Source organism: Acinetobacter soli (assembly GCF_000760595.1).
Taxonomy (GTDB): Bacteria; Pseudomonadota; Gammaproteobacteria; order Pseudomonadales; family Moraxellaceae; genus Acinetobacter; species Acinetobacter soli.
In genome coordinates this window covers 107,420-124,098 of record NZ_BBNM01000008.1, presented here as the reverse complement: position 1 = coordinate 124,098, position 16,679 = coordinate 107,420, and the positions used below count along the sequence as shown (strand labels likewise).

Here is a 16,679-nt window from a genome sequence, read left to right as displayed (position 1 = left end):
GATGGCATTGTGGCGATCGACGTTTATTGTCAGTGCAATGACGATGTTATCTCGCATATTGGGTTTGGTCCGCGATATGGTCCTGCTCAATGTGTTTGGGGCAGGAAAAGATTTTGATACCTTTGTGGTGGCGTTTCGGATTCCAAACTTTTTTAGGCGCTTGTTTGCTGAAGGCGCATTTTCACAAGCCTTTATTCCTATTTTGACCGAATATAAAACGGGTCGTGCTCATGCTGAAGTACAAATACTGATTAGTCGGGTGTTTGGTTGCCTACTGATGGTGATGAGCTTACTTACCTTAGTGGCCATGATCATTGCACCGGTGATTATTTATGCCTATGCCCCCGGTTTTCACAACGATCCAGAAAAGTTTGATCTGGCTGTCGGAATGTTTCGTCTGACCATTCCTTACTTGATGTTTATGTCGCTGACCGCATTTGCCAGCAGTATTCTCAACAGTTATGGCTCGTTTGCTTCACCCGCTTTTTCTCCCGTTTTGCTTAACGTGGCCATGATTGCAGGGGCGTGGTGGCTCACGCCGTATATGCAGCAGCCGATTATGTCGTTGGGTTGGGCCGTACTTGGGGCGGGTATTTTGCAGCTTGCGATCCAGATTCCAGAGCTTTGGCGTAAAAAACTCCTGATCCCACCAAAAATTGACTTCAAGCATGAAGGGGTCGAGCGCATCATGAAACTGATGTTACCGGCCTTGTTTGGTGTTTCGGTTACTCAGATTAACCTGTTGCTCAACACTATTTGGGCATCGTTTATGCAGGATGGTTCAGTCTCGTGGCTCTATAGTGCCGAGCGTATGACCGAGCTACCGCTCGGACTCATTGGTGTTGCCATTGGTACAGTGATTCTGCCTTCTTTATCTGCCCGCCATGCCGAGCAAAATCAGGAGAAGTTTCGCGGGATGCTGGACTGGGCTGCACGCGTGATTGTATTGGTGGGTTTACCTGCCAGTATTGCACTGTTTATGCTGTCGACACCGATTATTCAGGCGCTGTTTCAGCGCGGTGAATTTACTTGGGAAGACACCAAAATGACAGCACTGGCCCTACAATGTATGAGTGGTGGCGTGATTGCCTTTATGTTAATCAAAGTGTTTGCACCGGGTTTTTATGCACAGCAAGATACCAAAACTCCTGTTCGAGTGGGCTTGATTGCTGTTGCCACAAATGCGCTTTTAAACGTGATATTTATTGGGCTATTTAAGCTGATCGACTGGAAAGCCGAACATATGGCACTGGCGCTGGCCTCATCAGGTTCGGCTTTGGTGAATGCCGGAATGCTGTATTTTTATCTGCACAAGCGTAATATTTTCCGTTTTGGCGGACACTGGAAAAAACTCGCACTCCAGTATGCTGTCGCTAATTTAGCTATGATTGGGGCACTTTGGGGCGCACTGCATTGGTACGATGGACAGTCTTCTCAGCTGATGCGCATCATCGAAGTGATTGTTTTTTGTGTAGTGGGTGTGGCTGCCTATGCAATCGCACTGTTTGCAACGGGTTTTAGACCTCGCCACCTAAAGCATGAGACATAAAATAAAGCAGCGCGTGGCAATACATGAATTGCGCTTTATTTTTTGTCGCAAGACAACCGAAGCGTTAAAAAACTGCTGTGATGACAGCAGTTTTTTTAATTATTTGGCTGGTAATACTTCGAGTAATTCAATATCAAAAATCAGCGTACTGTTTGGCCCAATTGCATCACCACTGCCGACTTCGCCGTAGGCCAGTTTGGCAGGCACAAACAAACGTGCTTTTTCACCTTCTTTCATCAGTTGTAAGCCTTCGGTCCAGCCCGGAATCACTTGGCTGAGTTGAAACTCGACCGGATGATTACGCGCAATCGAACTATCGAATACGGTGCCATCGAGTAAGCGGCCTTCATAATTCACTTTTACTCGTGATGTGGCTTTAGGTGATTTACCTTTACCTGCACTCAAAACTTGATATTGAAGACCTGATTTAGTGGTGATCACACCTGATTTCTTCGCATTTTCTGCCAAGAATGCATCGCCACTTTTCAGGTTTTGCTGAGCCAGTTGCTGATAGGCATACAGTTGTTTGGCTTCTATTTGCTTTTTATACTGACTAAGCACCCTAGCCATATCTTCATCCGTCAAAGCGGCATCTTTGCCTTGTGAACCTTCTTTGAGGCCCTGTACAAAAGCTTCAATATTGAGATCTTTTAGGGTATCGGCATTGGTACGACCCATCACGTATCCATAGCTATAGCCTAATTGGTCTTTTTGCGGGCTATTTTTGGTAATTGCTGCAAAGCCTGAAACAGACAGACTGGTTAAAACCAAACCGAGCACAGTTTTTTTCATCATTTTTATCCAAATTATGTGTCATATAAAAAACAAGGAGAGTACATGACTCTCCTTTGAGCGATTATTTTACTTCGAGAAGCTCAACATCAAAAATCAGGGTGCTGTTGGCCGGGATCATGCCTGGAACACCTTGTTCGCCATAACCGAGTTTTGCCGGAATATAAAAAGTCGCTTTGCCGCCTTCTTTGAGCAGTTGCAAACCTTCGGTCCAGCCCGGAATCACTTTATTGAGCGGGAATTCAACTGGCTCGCCGCGATCATACGAGCTATCGAAGACCTTACCATCGGTGAGCTGACCTTTGTAGTGTACTTTGACCACAGACGTGGCTGTTGGACGTTTACCTGTACCCTCGGTAATAATTTTGTATTGCAAGCCTGATGCTGTGGTTTTAACACCTTCTTTTTTAGCATTTTCGGCTAAGAAGTCATTGCTACTCGATTCAGACTTTTTGGCATGCTCAAGCTCTTTTTGCTGCGCTTCTTGCTGGTAAGCAGTATAGGCGGCTTGAAGCTGCTCTTGCGTGTAGGCTGCAGGTGTATGAGCATGACCATCACGAATACCTTGTACAAATGCATTAACATCAAGCTCTGCAGGTGTTTGGTTGGCAACTTCATAACCGAGCGCATAGCTGATTTTTTGCACCGGAGACGCATTTTGATCAGCCTTGCTGCCTACGTTTGTTGCAGGATGCTGAGTCGCGTAATAAACAGGAATAAGTGCAGCACCGCCTAAAATGATAGCGACAGCAACGGGTAAGGCTTTACTCATACAATGTTCCAAAAAAGATGTTTATTTGATCATGTTGAAAATACATGTGATCTTAGCATGCATCCGTTTAGCATATAATGTTTGTAAAAAAAAACGAGTGGATTTTTATACTGTTTGCGTTGTTTAAACGAAAAAGCCGAATCATGTGATTCGGCTTTTTTGAGTTTATTAGATTAGATGATCAATCATCTTTTGCCGCGGTATAGCTATAGGCATAGTTGTATCCATAGCCGCCACTCGACTTCTCGATATCATTTAAAATAAAGCCATTCACTTTCACGCCTGCCTGTTCGAAGCGACTTACGGTTAATTCAAGCTCTTTCATTTGCGTCTTATTATGACGTGCAATGATCAGGTTTACCCCTGCATATTGTGAAATGATAATACCATCGGTTACAGCAAGTACTGGCGGCGTATCAATCAAGATATGATCATAAAGCGGCATGATTTCATCAAGAAAGGCTTTAAATTTAGCAGAGCCGAGCATTTCAGACGGATTCGCCGGGCTTTTACCTCGAGTAATCATGTCTAAACCAGCCACTTCAGAATGATGAATGATCGACTCAAAGCTGGCCTCATCACTTAAATATTCCGATAAGCCAGGTTTAATCTCGACATTAAAGTATTTGTTTAGGTACCCACGGCGTAAGTCTGCATCAATCAACAGCACGCGTTTATTACTCTGTGCCAATATCGCCGCCAAGTTCACCGAAACAAACGACTTACCTACTTCAGGCGCTGGGCCTGCAATCATAATCAAATTATTTTTTGCATTTGCCAAAGCAAAGTGAATAGCGGTACGCATACTACGCAAGCTTTCAATTGCAATATCGTCGCTGTTTTTAATCGATAAAATTGGAATACTTTTATTCTTTTTAAGCAATTTGATTCGACTTTCCTGAATAGGCGAGCGGGGTACCGTTGCATACACAGGCAGGTCGAGTTCATTTTCGATTTGTGCAGAGTCTTTAATGCCTGTACGGAGCATTTTACGCATCAATGCAATCAGTACACCAATAAAACCCCCCACAAAAAGAGATAAAATTAACACAATTAATTTCTTAGGTTTAATTGGTTTCACAGGTTCGATTGCGGTATCGATCACTCGTACATTGCCAATCTCACCTGCATTCGCAACTTTAAGCTGCTGATAGTTATTGAGTAAATTGGTATAGAGTTCCGTATTGACCTTTACATCACGATAATATTGCAGATACTGGCGCTGTAACTCTGGTAGTCTTTTAATCGTGGCATTTAACTCGGCAGACTTTTTATTCACAGCATCGAGCTGAGCATTGATTTCAGCCATGAGTGGATGATCACTGGTATATTTTGCTGCAAGTTCGGCTTGTTTTTGTTTGAGCTCGATTTTTGTAGTTTCGAGTGCAATATTTTGCTTCAAGAACAGTTCAGATTCCTGTGTGACATCAACTGTATTGTATTGTTCACGGAATTTATTAAACTTAAGCTCAGACTCTTCAAGCTGCTTTTTAAGTTCTGGCAATTGTTTGTCTAGAAAGCTTAGCGTTTGCTGTGCCTCTAAAGACTTACGCTCGATATTTTGCGCATGGTACACCGTTAAAATATTGTTGAGTACTTGCGTAATATGTACAGGATCTTGGCCTTGGTAAGTGAGCCCCACTACACCAGTGAGTTTGCCTTTTTCAGCCACTGCGTAGTTTTGAGTGAGTTCTTTCACTGCTGTCGGGACAGATAAACGACGAAGTATAAAAGTACGATTAAAAGGTACTTGACTGTCGATTCGTACCTGCCATGTGCCTTTAGCATCTTTAAGAATATTCTCTTTGTTTAACGTGCCTTCAAAAACAGGCATATCCTTATAGCTCAAACTAAATTGCTGCGTTTGAGGTTTAAATTCTAAGTTTAAGGGTTTATCAAGATAGTACTCAGGTACATCTAAACGTTGAATAAAGAAAGCATGTGTTGGATCTTTATATTCTACGCCTTTGTGTGAGTAATCGATTTGAGTATTATCACCATTAAACAGTCGGTGAAGAAGTGTATCTTGGGTATCTGTTATTTGAATATTTAAATTTAAATTTTGAATAACATTACCAAGCACTAATCTGGACTTTAAAATTTCAATCTCAGCGTCTGCTGGGGATTTTTGACCTGCACCACCAGCGATGTTTCCAAGCTCGCCTAAAAGTGCTTGAGATGCAGCGCTTTTACTGTCTTCAACTTGTATCATGGCATCTGTCGCATAAATACTTGGAGAAACCCGCAGATAAAGAAGGGCGCAAATAAGACAGAATAAGGTGCAGACGGCAATCAATTTCCATTGTGCAATTAAGGAGAAGAGCAACTCTTTTAGATCGATTGTGTCTTCATTGGTATTTGAATTTTGGCTCATAGTGTCGATGTTACTTCTTCAAATTATAGATGTGATGCCCAGTCCGCGACATACGACTGAATGTTGATACAAGTTTGGTCAAAAAAGGCCTGATCATGCTGATATGGGTCGGGTACATTCTGCCCTTTCCAATGCCCAAGTCGAAAGGTTTTGCCCTTGGCAAATGGCCAAGTCTGCTCAATGTGCTTTTGCTGATTATTGCTCATGACTAGCACAAGATCGGCTTTCTTGATCATCTCTGCATTCAACTTACGTGCCACATGGTTGCGCATATCAATATTTAAGGCATCCATACATTGAATGGCTTTATCATCTGCACTATGGCCAGTCAAACCAGAAATACCGGCCGATTCTATATGTAACTCAGGATGCTTTTGTTTTAGCAGATATTCGGCCATCGGGCTGCGGCAAATATTACCCACACAAATGACCAAAACATTTTGGATTTGCATTTTAGTTATTTCCAAGAATCTTAAATGAATAAATTGCGCTTGCGAATGGAACGATTTGCCCAATCACACGTTGCCAGCGAGTCAGGCCCGTTGCATCGATATACACAATATCATTTTTTTGCATCTGGAACTGATTGGCCAAAGCCAAGTTGCCGAGGTTAGACAAATCTAAATGATACAGCTTTGACGTACGATCTTGTAAGTTCGTACGCATCACGTAAATTCGGGCAGCACTAGCCGAATATGGGTTAATCCCTTCGCTTTCACCCAGTACATCACTTAAAGTCATGCCCTGATCGCGTAAAGCAAGTGCTTGACTTTTGTTCGACTCACCCATCACGTAAAGTTTCTGATTTTGTTTGGTATTTACAAAAATCGTATCGTTGGGTTGAATCAATAAATTGTGTAAAGAATAACCCTGTTTTTCTAGGCTTATTGCATTTAAATCGAAGGTTTTACCATTACGAATGAGCTGAATAGAGGTATTGTCACCTGTTTCGGTATTTACGCCACCGGCCATACTGAGCGCTGTGTAAATACTGATTGGCTGATCATTTAAGGTATATTGTCCGCTTTTCATGACTTGGCCATTTACAAAGTAACGGCTACCTTCATAAGAGAGTACACGAACCACGACATCTGGCGCTTTTAAGTACTGAGCAAATCTGGAGCGGAGGTGCTGAGTCAGCTCGGAAACACTTTTACCCTGTGCTTGTACTTTTCCAATTAAGGGTAAGTAGATACTCCCATTACTATCAATAGGGTAACCAATGCCTTTAATGTTATTTCCATCTTGAAGAGGAGGTGTAATTTCAGGATAGGCCCAAAGCTGTATAGATAAAACATCACCTGCTCTTAAGCGGTATAACTGGTGTGATGTTCTAAATAAAGCTGCAATATCCGATTGATAGCGAATATTTTCAGCGGGCTGTAGTTTAGGCAAATTGGTTTGGTTGAGCTGTACAATTGAAACCTGAGCGCCCTGATCGGTTACATAAGTGCCTTGTTCAGGTATGTCGTGTGTTTGCAAACCTGAAGTAACGGCACAACCTGATAAACCTATAAAACAGGACGATAAAAAAAGTAAAGTGCTTTTATACTTCACATTGAAACCCTTAGATTGTAAGCTTTAGCGTGATATTTTAAAATGTCGTTATAACGCGACATTCTAGACCATAATTTATGAGAGTTATAGCGTTTTCAACTTAAGTTTGTATGTTTAGCGAAAAAATGAGTCTGAACGAAAAAGCCTTCACACTATTGGCAAAATGATCTTCTCTCGTCATTTTTTACTTTTTTACAACTATAGTGCTCATGCTTGAGAAAATTGCTTTAAATGCTTGAAGTTTTCTATTTAAAAACCTTGAAATCGAAGCTATTATTTGCGGCTAAGTTAAATATGAATTTAAGTTGTAAATTAAATTTTTTAAAGAGATAAAGGCCAGATAACGGTTTTTATCAAATATGTCATAAACATATTCTATTTTAAACATAGATAAAGACGATTTCTTCCATAAGATGAATCAACCAACTGATAGATCAAGCATTTAAGTCGTATTACAGGAAATATATGAAAATATTAATTACAGGTGGCGCGGGTTTTATTGGTTCAGCCGTTATTCGTCATGTTATTGAAAATACAGAAAACGAAGTATTAAATGTCGATAAACTCACCTATGCAGGCAACTTAGAGTCACTTGCTTCAGTCGCACATCATCCACGGTACACATTTTCACAAACCGATATTTGTGATCGTGCTGCTTTAGATGAATTATTTGAAAATTTCCAACCCGATGCTGTGATGCATTTAGCTGCTGAATCGCATGTCGACCGTTCAATTACTGGCCCTGCGGCGTTTATTGAAACCAATATTATTGGTACCTACCAACTACTTGAGGCAGCACGCCATTACTGGAATCAACTAGATCAAAATAAAAAACAAGCATTTCGATTTCATCATATTTCAACAGATGAAGTGTATGGCGATTTAGAAGGTACAGAAGATCTGTTTTTAGAAACAACACCTTATGCTCCAAGTTCACCTTACTCTGCCAGTAAAGCCAGTTCGGATCACTTGGTTAGAGCATGGTACCGTACGTACGGCTTACCAGTTGTACTCACCAATTGTTCAAACAACTATGGGCCGTTCCATTTCCCTGAAAAACTCATTCCGCTGGTGATTTTAAATGCACTGGCGGGTAAGCCACTACCTGTATATGGAAATGGTACACAAATTCGTGACTGGTTGTATGTAGAAGATCATGCCCGCGCACTTTATAAAGTAGTCACAGAAGCAGCAGTGGGTGAAACTTACAACATTGGCGGTCACAACGAGCAAAAAAATATTGATGTGGTAAAAGCAATTTGCGAACTTTTAGAAGAGCTTGCTCCAAACAAACCTGAAGCTTTAGCACGTTATCAGGACCTGATCACTTATGTGACAGATCGTCCGGGACATGATTTGCGCTATGCGATTGATGCAAGTAAAATCCAGCAAGATTTAGGCTGGGTGCCGCAAGAAAGCTTTAAGACAGGCCTTAGAAAAACAGTGCAGTGGTACTTAAACAATCAAGACTGGGTACAGCATATTCAAAGTGGTGAATATCAAAACTGGATTCAGCAACAGTATACAACCACCGAAAAGATGAATTAAGTTGCGTGAAACTATGAAAATACTGTTGCTTGGAAAAAATGGTCAAGTTGGATGGGAGTTGCAACGCGCACTCCAACCGCTTGGCGAAGTGGTTACACTTGATCGTAATATGTCATCTGAAGGCTTCAGTGGCAATGTTGCAGATTTTGCTGCCATTTCTGATGTGTTTGATAAAATTAATCCAGATATCGTCGTGAATGCCACCGCATATACTGCAGTTGATAAAGCCGAATCTGATCAGCAACAGGCACAGCTTATCAATGCGCAAGCAGTGAAGCATTTGGCTAGTGAGTGCAAAAAGCATCATGCACTGTTGATTCATTACTCGACTGACTATGTTTTTAGTGGAGAAGGTATTACTCCATGGAATGAAGATGATCAAACCTCACCAGTGAATTACTATGGCCTCACCAAACGTGAAGGCGAGTTAGCACTTGAACAGAGCAATGTTCGGTTTTTAAACTTTCGTACCTGCTGGGTATATGCCGCACGAGGCAATAACTTTATAAAAACCATGCTCAAACTGGCTCAGACCAAAGAAGAGCTGAGTATCATTCATGATCAGGTTGGGGTGCCTACAGGCGCAGCACTGATTGCTGATGTTACGGCTCAAGCGATTCGCTATTACACCTTACAATCTGAAACTGAAAAACAAAATCTGCATGGTCATTATCATTTGGCGCCAAAAGGTGAAACCACATGGCATGATTACGCTCAATTTGTTTTTGCACATGCACGACATGCAGGACAAGTTTTAGCTTTAAATAAAGTAAATCCCATTGAAACATCGGCATACCCAACACCGGCAAAACGCCCGCTTAATTCACGTTTAAACACCAACAAGCTAGAACAAAATTTTAAATTGCATCTTCCTCACTGGCAGCAAGGTGTAACACAAGTATTAGAGGAACTTCTCCCATGACACAAACAAACCGTAAAGGGATTATTTTAGCGGGCGGCTCTGGCACACGCTTGTATCCAATTACCATGGGTACATCAAAACAGCTACTCCCAATTTATGACAAACCCATGATTTATTATCCACTGTCTGTACTTATGCTGGCAGGGATTAGTGAAATTTTAATTATATCTACCCCAGAAGACTTACCAAATTTTGAAAAACTTTTAGGTACGGGGGAAGAACTTGGAATCAAACTCTCTTACAAAGTTCAACCGTCTCCTGACGGGCTTGCTCAAGCATTTATTTTGGGCGAAGAGTTTATTGGTCAAGATAATGTCACCCTAATTTTGGGTGACAATATTTTTTACGGTCAAAGTTTTGGGCAGCAGCTCAAGCGTGCAGCCGAGCAACAGACGGGTGCAACAGTATTTGGCTACTATGTGAGTGATCCAGAGCGTTTTGGTGTGGTCGATTTTGATGCATCGGGTAAAGCTTTAAGTATTGAAGAAAAACCAGAGCAGCCAAAATCGAATTATGCAGTGACGGGTTTATATTTTTACGACAATTCGGTGGTTGAGATTGCCAAAAATATTAAACCATCACATCGCGGGGAGCTTGAAATTACCGACGTAAATAATATTTATTTACAGCAACAAGCGCTAAATGTAGAAGTACTTGGCCGAGGTTTTGCATGGCTAGATACAGGTACACATGATTCACTGATTGAAGCGAGTCAGTTTGTACAAACCATTGAGCATCGTCAGGGTTTAAAAGTTGCCAGTTTAGAAGAGATTTCTTTTAACAATGGCTGGATCGATTTAAACCAACTTAAAGCACGTGGTGAATTTTTTAAGAAAACTGGATATGGTCAGTACTTGTTAAAATTGCATCAAGAACATTCAAAATAAATGTAATCAAGTCATTATCTAAATCAACATGATGCCTTGCATATAAACTACACTGGATATTGTCGTAATGAATATTATTGAAACTAAAATCAATGGTTTACTCATTTTAGAGCCGCGTGTATTTGGTGATGACCGTGGCTGGTTTATGGAAAGTTTTAACCAAAAAAACTTTGAGCAGGCGCTTACTGAGCGTGATTTAGATGTGCCACAATTTGTACAAGATAATCACTCGTTTTCACAAAAAGGCGTATTGCGCGGTTTGCATTATCAGCTTAATCCGCATGCGCAAGGTAAACTGGTACGTGTGGTACAGGGCCGAGCGTGGGATGTGGCAGTAGATATTCGTGAAAACTCACCAACATTTGGGGAGTGGGTAGGGCTTGAGCTTACAGGTGAAAACCACAAACAGTTTTGGATTCCTGCTGGTTTTGCACATGGCTTTATAGCACTCGAAGATAATACTCAGTTTTTATATAAGACCACGAATTACTACTCTAAGGAATGTGAAAGAAGTATTGTATGGAATGATCCAGATCTTGCGATTGATTGGCCTATTGAAGAAGGATTGAATATAAAGCTAACTGAGAAAGATGAAAAAGCTAATTTCTTTCATGAGTTAAAAAATGACGAATAAGTTATGAAACTAAATAAGATAACAGAAAATGCTATATCATTAACATTGGTACAATTAATCAATTTAGTACTTCCGTTATTGGCTTTACCTTACTTAGCAAGAGTTTTAGGTGCTGATAGTTTAGGAAAAGTAGTATTTGCGATGGCTATTTCGCAAATACTTCTGATTTTAAGTGATTTTGGATTTAATTTGAGCGCTGCTAAAGATGTAGCAGTTTATAGAAATGATAATAATAAACTTTTTGAAATCTGGGGTACTGTAACAATTATAAAAATTATTCTCTCGAGTGTTTTAATTTTTATATTATATCTGTCAGGATTATTTTTCGAACGTATTGGAAATGATTTAATCTTATATTTGTTAGCATGTACTGCTGTAATAGGGAATATCATTTATCCGCAATGGTTATTTCAGGGTTTAGAGCAATTAAAATATGTGAGTTTTATTCAGATTTTATCTAGAGTATTGCTATTTATTTTATTGCTGCTGTGTGTTAAAACTGAAGCTGATATATATTGGGCAGTTTTTCTTCAATCAGCAGGTGGTTTATTAGCTGGATTTATATTAATACCTAAGTTACTAAAAATATTTAAATTTTCTGAAAAGAAAATATCTGAAAAAGATTTTTTTATAAAACAGTTAAAATATAGTTGGATTATTTTTATTCCAAATATTTTTGGAAATCTATATTTAAGTTGTAATACTTTTTTCCTTGGTTTAATGCTACCTCCTTCTTTGGTCGCAAATTACTATATAGCTGAAAAGCTTATACGAGCTTCAATTAGTCTATGTTCTCCGATTAGTAATGCTTTTTTTCCAAATCAAGTTAGGATGTTTCATGAAGATAAAGCTAATGCATTAGCTTCAACAATGAAAATTATATATATATTACTAGCTTTATTTTCTACTGGAAGTTTTATTATTTTTGTTTTATCCAATTTTATTGTAAATTTATTATTTGGTTCTGAGTTTGAAGAAGCTGGGTATTTGCTAAAATTATTTTCGCCATTACCAATATTAGTAATGTTGGCTATAATATTTGCAAATTTAATTATGATTCCTGCTGGTTTAGAAAAAGCATTCAGTAAGATTATTATGTATTCATCTGTAGTCAATGTTTTTGTTTTTGTCTTTTTTGTGAAATTTCTATCTAATTATGGTGCTGTTTTGGCAAATATTTTGGTAGAGCTAATAATCTGTTTCTCAATGTTCTGTGTTATATTGAAAACAGGAAATAGTCCATTTAAATACTGGCGCGAAGCATTTACTGAGTTAAAATTGAAGGTTATAAAATGAAAATTTCAGCATTAATAAATACACTCAATGAGGAAAAAAACATTGAAAAATGTCTTCAATCACTTAGTTGGGTAGATGAAATCATTTTAGTAGATATGTATAGTGATGATAAAACTGTAGAAATAGCAAAAAAATATACAAATAAAATTTTTTATTTTGAGCGAGTTGGATATTCCGAACCAGCACGCGCATTCGCTTTAAGCCAAGTATCGAATGAATGGGTTGTGGTTTTAGATGCGGACGAAGTAATTCCAAAGTCTTTGTCAGACGAGTTAATAGCAATAGCAAAGGAAGATAAAGCTGATGCTATTTGGATTCCTAGAAAAAATTTTATGTTTGGTCATGAGATTAAACATACGGGCTGGAATATGCACGATGATATTCAAATGAGATTTTTCAAAAAAAGTATGATGACATATGGAAGTACTATACATAATTTTGTAAATATTTCTGATCAAGCAAGAATAATAACTTTAAAAAATAATGAAACATGTATATGGCATTTTAATTATATTGATATTGAACATTTTTTAGAAAAGTTAAATAAATATACAACGGTTGAGGCTAAACAATTATTTGATAAAAGAAAACAGTCGTCATTTTTAATAGTAATATATGCTTGTATTAGAGAGTTTATTTATAGATTTATTTTAAAAAGTGGATATAAGGATGGTTTCTATGGTTTAGTCTTATCTTTATTAATGTGCGTTTATCGTTTTACAACACTAGCAAAATTAAAGATTATGATTGAGCAAAATAATGCAACTCCTAGAGATAGCATTGTTACAACTTATGATGATTTATCAAGTAAAGTTGTTGATTCATATAAATAAATTAATTGAGTGTTGGTAATGATATATATTGTTGTATTGAATTGGAATTCTGCTAAAGAAACTATAGCTTGTTTAAAAAGTTTAGTTAATTTAGATGACTTTAATAATATTAGAATTATTGTTTGTGATAATGACTCTGATGTGAATTCTATTAAACAAATAGAGAATTATTTAAGTGATTTTTATGGTAATGATTATATTTCATTAAATGAAGATGAAACTTTAACATACAAGATTGATAAGAAATTTTATTTTATTAAAAATTTTAAAAATTATGGTTATGCTGGTGGAAATAATATTGGTATTAATTTTGCTTTGAAGTTTGAGAGAATGTCATATGTTTGGATTTTAAATAATGATACAGTCGTTCAAAGTGATAGTTTGAAATTTATGCTTCATAAGTTTTTAGAAAATAATAATTATGGAGTTGTAGGTTCAAGATTAGTAGAGTTGGAAAACAAAAGTAATGTACAGGGTGTAGGTGGTATAATTAATCCCTGGCTTTGTACTACGAAAGAAATTGGTAGTGATCTTAAGATTAATGATGCTATTAATGAAAAAGAATTTGAAGAAAAAATTGACTACGTAATTGGTGCATCATTGCTTATATCTCGTGATTGTTTAGAAAATGTTGGTCTGTTATGTGAAGATTATTTTTTATATTACGAGGAAATTGATTATTGTAATAGAGCTAGAGAAAATGATTTCTCAATTGGTATAGCATCTCAGAGTATAGTTTTTCATGCCCATGGTGCTTCAACAAATAAAGGTAAAAGTCAGATTGCAGACTATTACTCAGTAAGAAACAGAATTTTAATAACAAGAAAATTCTATTCTAATAAACTAATTTTTGTGAAATTATCTATATTTTTAGTATTTTTTAATAGAGTTCGAAGATTTCAATTTTCAAGAGCAATAAGATATTTAAAGTTTTTATTTATTTAAATCTCTTATAAAAACTAATGCTTAACTAATTAAGCATTAGTTTTATCTGAATTTATTTTATAGCTGAATGATCATTTTACACTACATTTTTTAAGATTTAACATATTGATATATATAAACTTATTTATTTAATAGTTGTAGTGTAAACAACTTGTTTAGCTATACACTATAAAAAATTTACTAGCTGCTGTTATGCTTAATCCATACTCCAATGATCTTCCCCACAAAGCTCTGGACTACTACAAAGAATGCCAGAATAAATCTGAAACCTGTACCATTTTTAAGATCGCAAGAACCGCTTTGGATCTCTGGATTCAGCTCGAAACCGACCACATCCGGAAAAAGACTGGGCTTTAGATATGATATCATTTCTCGGGTTTTAAGGATAAAAATGTAACAAACATAAATATAATAAAAACTGGTATGTAGATAATAGCTGCATCAGAAAAACATGCAAAAAAGTATAATATACTCCCTAATGTTGCAGATTTTCTAATTGAGTTCTTAGAGCTTAAAAGTAATTTAAAATTTATAATTATATTTGAAAAATACATAAGAAAAAGAGGAATTCCAATAACTCCTAAACTATATAGTATAGTTAAATATGGAATTTCAGAAGTATTAATAAATGGTTTAGTTGAATATAATTCAAAAGATAGCTCTTTTAGTGAGTCAGCTCTACCACCTAAGGAGGTATCAAATAGAAAATTAGAGTTATAACCTAAAAATGATAAAGTTAGATTAATAATAATTCCAAATAATAATAGTGATAAAACACCAATAATAATTTTAATGGGGTTGAACTTAGACATGAAAATTGCATGATATATAAAATATATTGATAAAATAAACCAGATTGTTCTGGAGAATGTTAATATCAAACTTAAAAAAACAATAATTATAAAAATTTTATTTTTCTCTAAAAATGTATAAAGTGGGAAAAGCATACCTACGGATAAACCATATAAATTACCATTATTATATGTTGAAAATAACTTAAATATTCCACCTCTATCGTTCATTTTTTCCTCTAATTCAACGGCTGCTCCAAAAGTTGTAGTTAATCCTGGAATTTCAAAAAAACTGTTAGTTAAAAATTTATAAGAAAATAATATTAGCCCATAAATTGAAACAAACCTAATACAATAAATTATAATATTTTTATTCTTAATTATGGTTTTGTTATCTATGAACTTAAATAAAAATAAGAAAAATAATGGTGATACGATTAAAGAAAAGATAAATCCTAAATAAGATGACAACTCTTCAAAACCATTCGATAGTGTAATTGTAAAAAAAACAAAATAAAATGGAAGCAGCATTATAAAGTATATATCACTATAATTTAAGAAATTTTTATAATTAATATTGTTAAGATAAGATAATAATAAAATTGGGAAAAGAAGTATGATTAACAAAGTAATAGAGTTGATTGGAGTGCTGCCAATTGCAAATCCAGATTTTGGAAATGCTATCATTGATATCAATATTAGAGAATAAAAAAAACTCATTAAATTCTTCATGGCTTATTCATACTATATATTCATTTAAACTATTTTTAGTTTGTTTTTTTGAGGTTTCCCACTCGTAATTTTTTGCTCTCTGATATCCATAATTTATTATTTTTTCTCTTATAGCTGAATCTTTTATAAGATCCTCAATGCTATTAATAATTTCTTTGATTTGATTTGGGTCGATTTGTATTGTTGATCCTTGGCCTATTTCAAATAGTGAAGTCGTATTCGAAGTAATTACAGGTGTTCCACATGCCATCGCTTCAATTACAGGAAGCCCAAAACCTTCATAAAGTGATGGAAAAAGTAGGCAGAGTGCGCCTTTGTAGGTAGATGCCAGCTCATCTTCACTTAATCGCCCGAGAAACTTAACTCGATCTTCAATTTGAAGCTCTTTCGCTGTATTTACTAATTGATCAGAAGGTTTACCCGAAAATAATACATGGATATTTTTATCTATATCTGCCTGTGCAAAAGCTCTTAAAGCTCGGTCTTCATTTTTATGTAGCTTTCGATTACCCACTATAAAAATATACGGAAAACCCGGTAGGTAGGGCTGCACATCTTGATGAAAAGCACTCGATACACCGTTATATACCACTTTCACCTTATCTGGATTGATACCCGACCAGTCTACAATTCTGCCTTTTGAAAACTCAGAGACGGTAAATATCAGTGCAGCTTTTCTACATGCCCGTTTAAGAACAATGTTGTAATAGAGTTTCTTTAAAAAGGATGTATTGGCATCTACATCTATATGGTTGAGATCATGGATAGTAATTGCTGTTCGATGTAAAAAGAAAAAAGGTGCATTAAAACCTGGTGAAAAAAAGAAATTTTTATTAAAAAACAAATATATAGTAAGCTTAATAACATCAAAAATTGATACAGGGTTGCCTTTTAATTTTATTGGCTGAAAGAAATCTTCGTCATAAACTTCTGTCGCAAAACGCCCGATACCATGCTCTCCAAACCAACGTGTATCGAAAATTACTTTATTTTGTTGATTTAACATACAATTTTATTAAACGAGATTTTAATTACCTCGAATTATAA

General features: G+C 36.6%; 15 protein-coding genes. 8 read left to right on the top strand and 7 right to left on the bottom strand.

What is annotated here, in order from left to right:
• The first annotated feature begins 1 nt into the window (after position 1).
• Positions 2 to 1,549: a murein biosynthesis integral membrane protein MurJ gene (gene murJ / locus Aso01_RS10960; RefSeq protein ID WP_004941795.1), complete on the top strand. Its 1,548-nt coding sequence runs from the start codon at positions 2 to 4 to the stop codon at positions 1,547 to 1,549.
• Positions 1,550 to 1,648: 99 nt separating this feature from the next.
• Here the strand turns inward: murJ and bamJ (Aso01_RS10955) are convergent, their stop codons facing one another.
• From bamJ (Aso01_RS10955) to Aso01_RS10935, 5 genes are all read right to left on the bottom strand, one after another.
• Positions 1,649 to 2,341: a BamJ family beta-barrel-assembly machinery protein gene (gene bamJ / locus Aso01_RS10955; RefSeq protein WP_039910156.1), complete on the bottom strand. Its 693-nt coding sequence runs from the start codon at positions 2,339 to 2,341 to the stop codon at positions 1,649 to 1,651.
• A 64-nt stretch (positions 2,342 to 2,405) separates the two neighbouring features.
• Entirely contained in the window at positions 2,406 to 3,113 is a 708-nt protein-coding gene (gene bamJ / locus Aso01_RS10950) for a BamJ family beta-barrel-assembly machinery protein (protein WP_004941793.1), read from the bottom strand.
• 181 nt (positions 3,114 to 3,294) lie between these two features.
• On the bottom strand, positions 3,295 to 5,487 hold the full coding sequence (locus Aso01_RS10945; RefSeq protein ID WP_004941792.1) for a polysaccharide biosynthesis tyrosine autokinase: 2,193 nt from the start codon (positions 5,485 to 5,487) through the stop codon (positions 3,295 to 3,297).
• Positions 5,488 to 5,510: 23 nt separating this feature from the next.
• On the bottom strand, positions 5,511 to 5,939 hold the full coding sequence (locus Aso01_RS10940) for a low molecular weight protein-tyrosine-phosphatase (RefSeq protein ID WP_004941791.1): 429 nt from the start codon (positions 5,937 to 5,939) through the stop codon (positions 5,511 to 5,513).
• 1 nt (position 5,940) lies between these two features.
• Positions 5,941 to 7,044, bottom strand: a complete 1,104-nt coding sequence (locus Aso01_RS10935) for a polysaccharide biosynthesis/export family protein (protein ID WP_004941790.1) — start codon at positions 7,042 to 7,044, stop codon at positions 5,941 to 5,943.
• Between the two features lie 465 nt (positions 7,045 to 7,509).
• Between Aso01_RS10935 and rfbB the strand changes: the two genes are divergently transcribed.
• The 7 genes from rfbB to Aso01_RS10900 all read left to right on the top strand — a co-directional run bounded on the left by rfbB (position 7,510) and on the right by Aso01_RS10900 (position 14,109).
• A complete protein-coding gene (gene rfbB, locus Aso01_RS10930; protein ID WP_004941787.1) occupies positions 7,510 to 8,592 on the top strand; it encodes a dTDP-glucose 4,6-dehydratase in 1,083 nt (360 codons plus the stop codon).
• A 13-nt stretch (positions 8,593 to 8,605) separates the two neighbouring features.
• Positions 8,606 to 9,514: a dTDP-4-dehydrorhamnose reductase gene (rfbD, locus tag Aso01_RS10925; RefSeq protein ID WP_004941785.1), complete on the top strand. Its 909-nt coding sequence runs from the start codon at positions 8,606 to 8,608 to the stop codon at positions 9,512 to 9,514.
• Positions 9,511 to 10,401, top strand: coding sequence for a glucose-1-phosphate thymidylyltransferase RfbA (rfbA, locus tag Aso01_RS10920; RefSeq protein WP_004941783.1), 891 nt, complete (start codon positions 9,511 to 9,513; stop codon positions 10,399 to 10,401). Before rfbD ends, rfbA begins: the two co-directional genes overlap by 4 nt.
• A gap of 67 nt (positions 10,402 to 10,468) precedes the next feature.
• Positions 10,469 to 11,035, top strand: coding sequence for a dTDP-4-dehydrorhamnose 3,5-epimerase (gene rfbC / locus Aso01_RS10915; RefSeq protein ID WP_004941781.1), 567 nt, complete (start codon positions 10,469 to 10,471; stop codon positions 11,033 to 11,035).
• Between the two features lie 3 nt (positions 11,036 to 11,038).
• Entirely contained in the window at positions 11,039 to 12,331 is a 1,293-nt protein-coding gene (locus Aso01_RS10910) for an oligosaccharide flippase family protein (protein WP_004941779.1), read from the top strand.
• Entirely contained in the window at positions 12,328 to 13,164 is an 837-nt protein-coding gene (locus Aso01_RS10905; protein WP_004941778.1) for a glycosyltransferase family 2 protein, read from the top strand. The genes Aso01_RS10910 and Aso01_RS10905 overlap by 4 nt, the downstream gene beginning before the upstream one ends.
• An 18-nt stretch (positions 13,165 to 13,182) precedes the next feature.
• Positions 13,183 to 14,109, top strand: a complete 927-nt coding sequence (locus tag Aso01_RS10900; RefSeq protein WP_004941776.1) for a glycosyltransferase family 2 protein — start codon at positions 13,183 to 13,185, stop codon at positions 14,107 to 14,109.
• A gap of 365 nt (positions 14,110 to 14,474) precedes the next feature.
• Here Aso01_RS10900 and Aso01_RS10890 read toward each other — a convergent pair whose 3' ends face one another.
• Positions 14,475 to 15,632 (bottom strand): hypothetical protein, encoded by a 1,158-nt coding sequence (locus Aso01_RS10890; protein WP_004941773.1) that lies wholly within the window; start codon positions 15,630 to 15,632, stop codon positions 14,475 to 14,477.
• 7 nt (positions 15,633 to 15,639) lie between these two features.
• Positions 15,640 to 16,638: a glycosyltransferase family 4 protein gene (locus Aso01_RS10885; protein WP_004941772.1), complete on the bottom strand. Its 999-nt coding sequence runs from the start codon at positions 16,636 to 16,638 to the stop codon at positions 15,640 to 15,642.
• Positions 16,639 to 16,679: the final 41 nt, after the last annotated feature.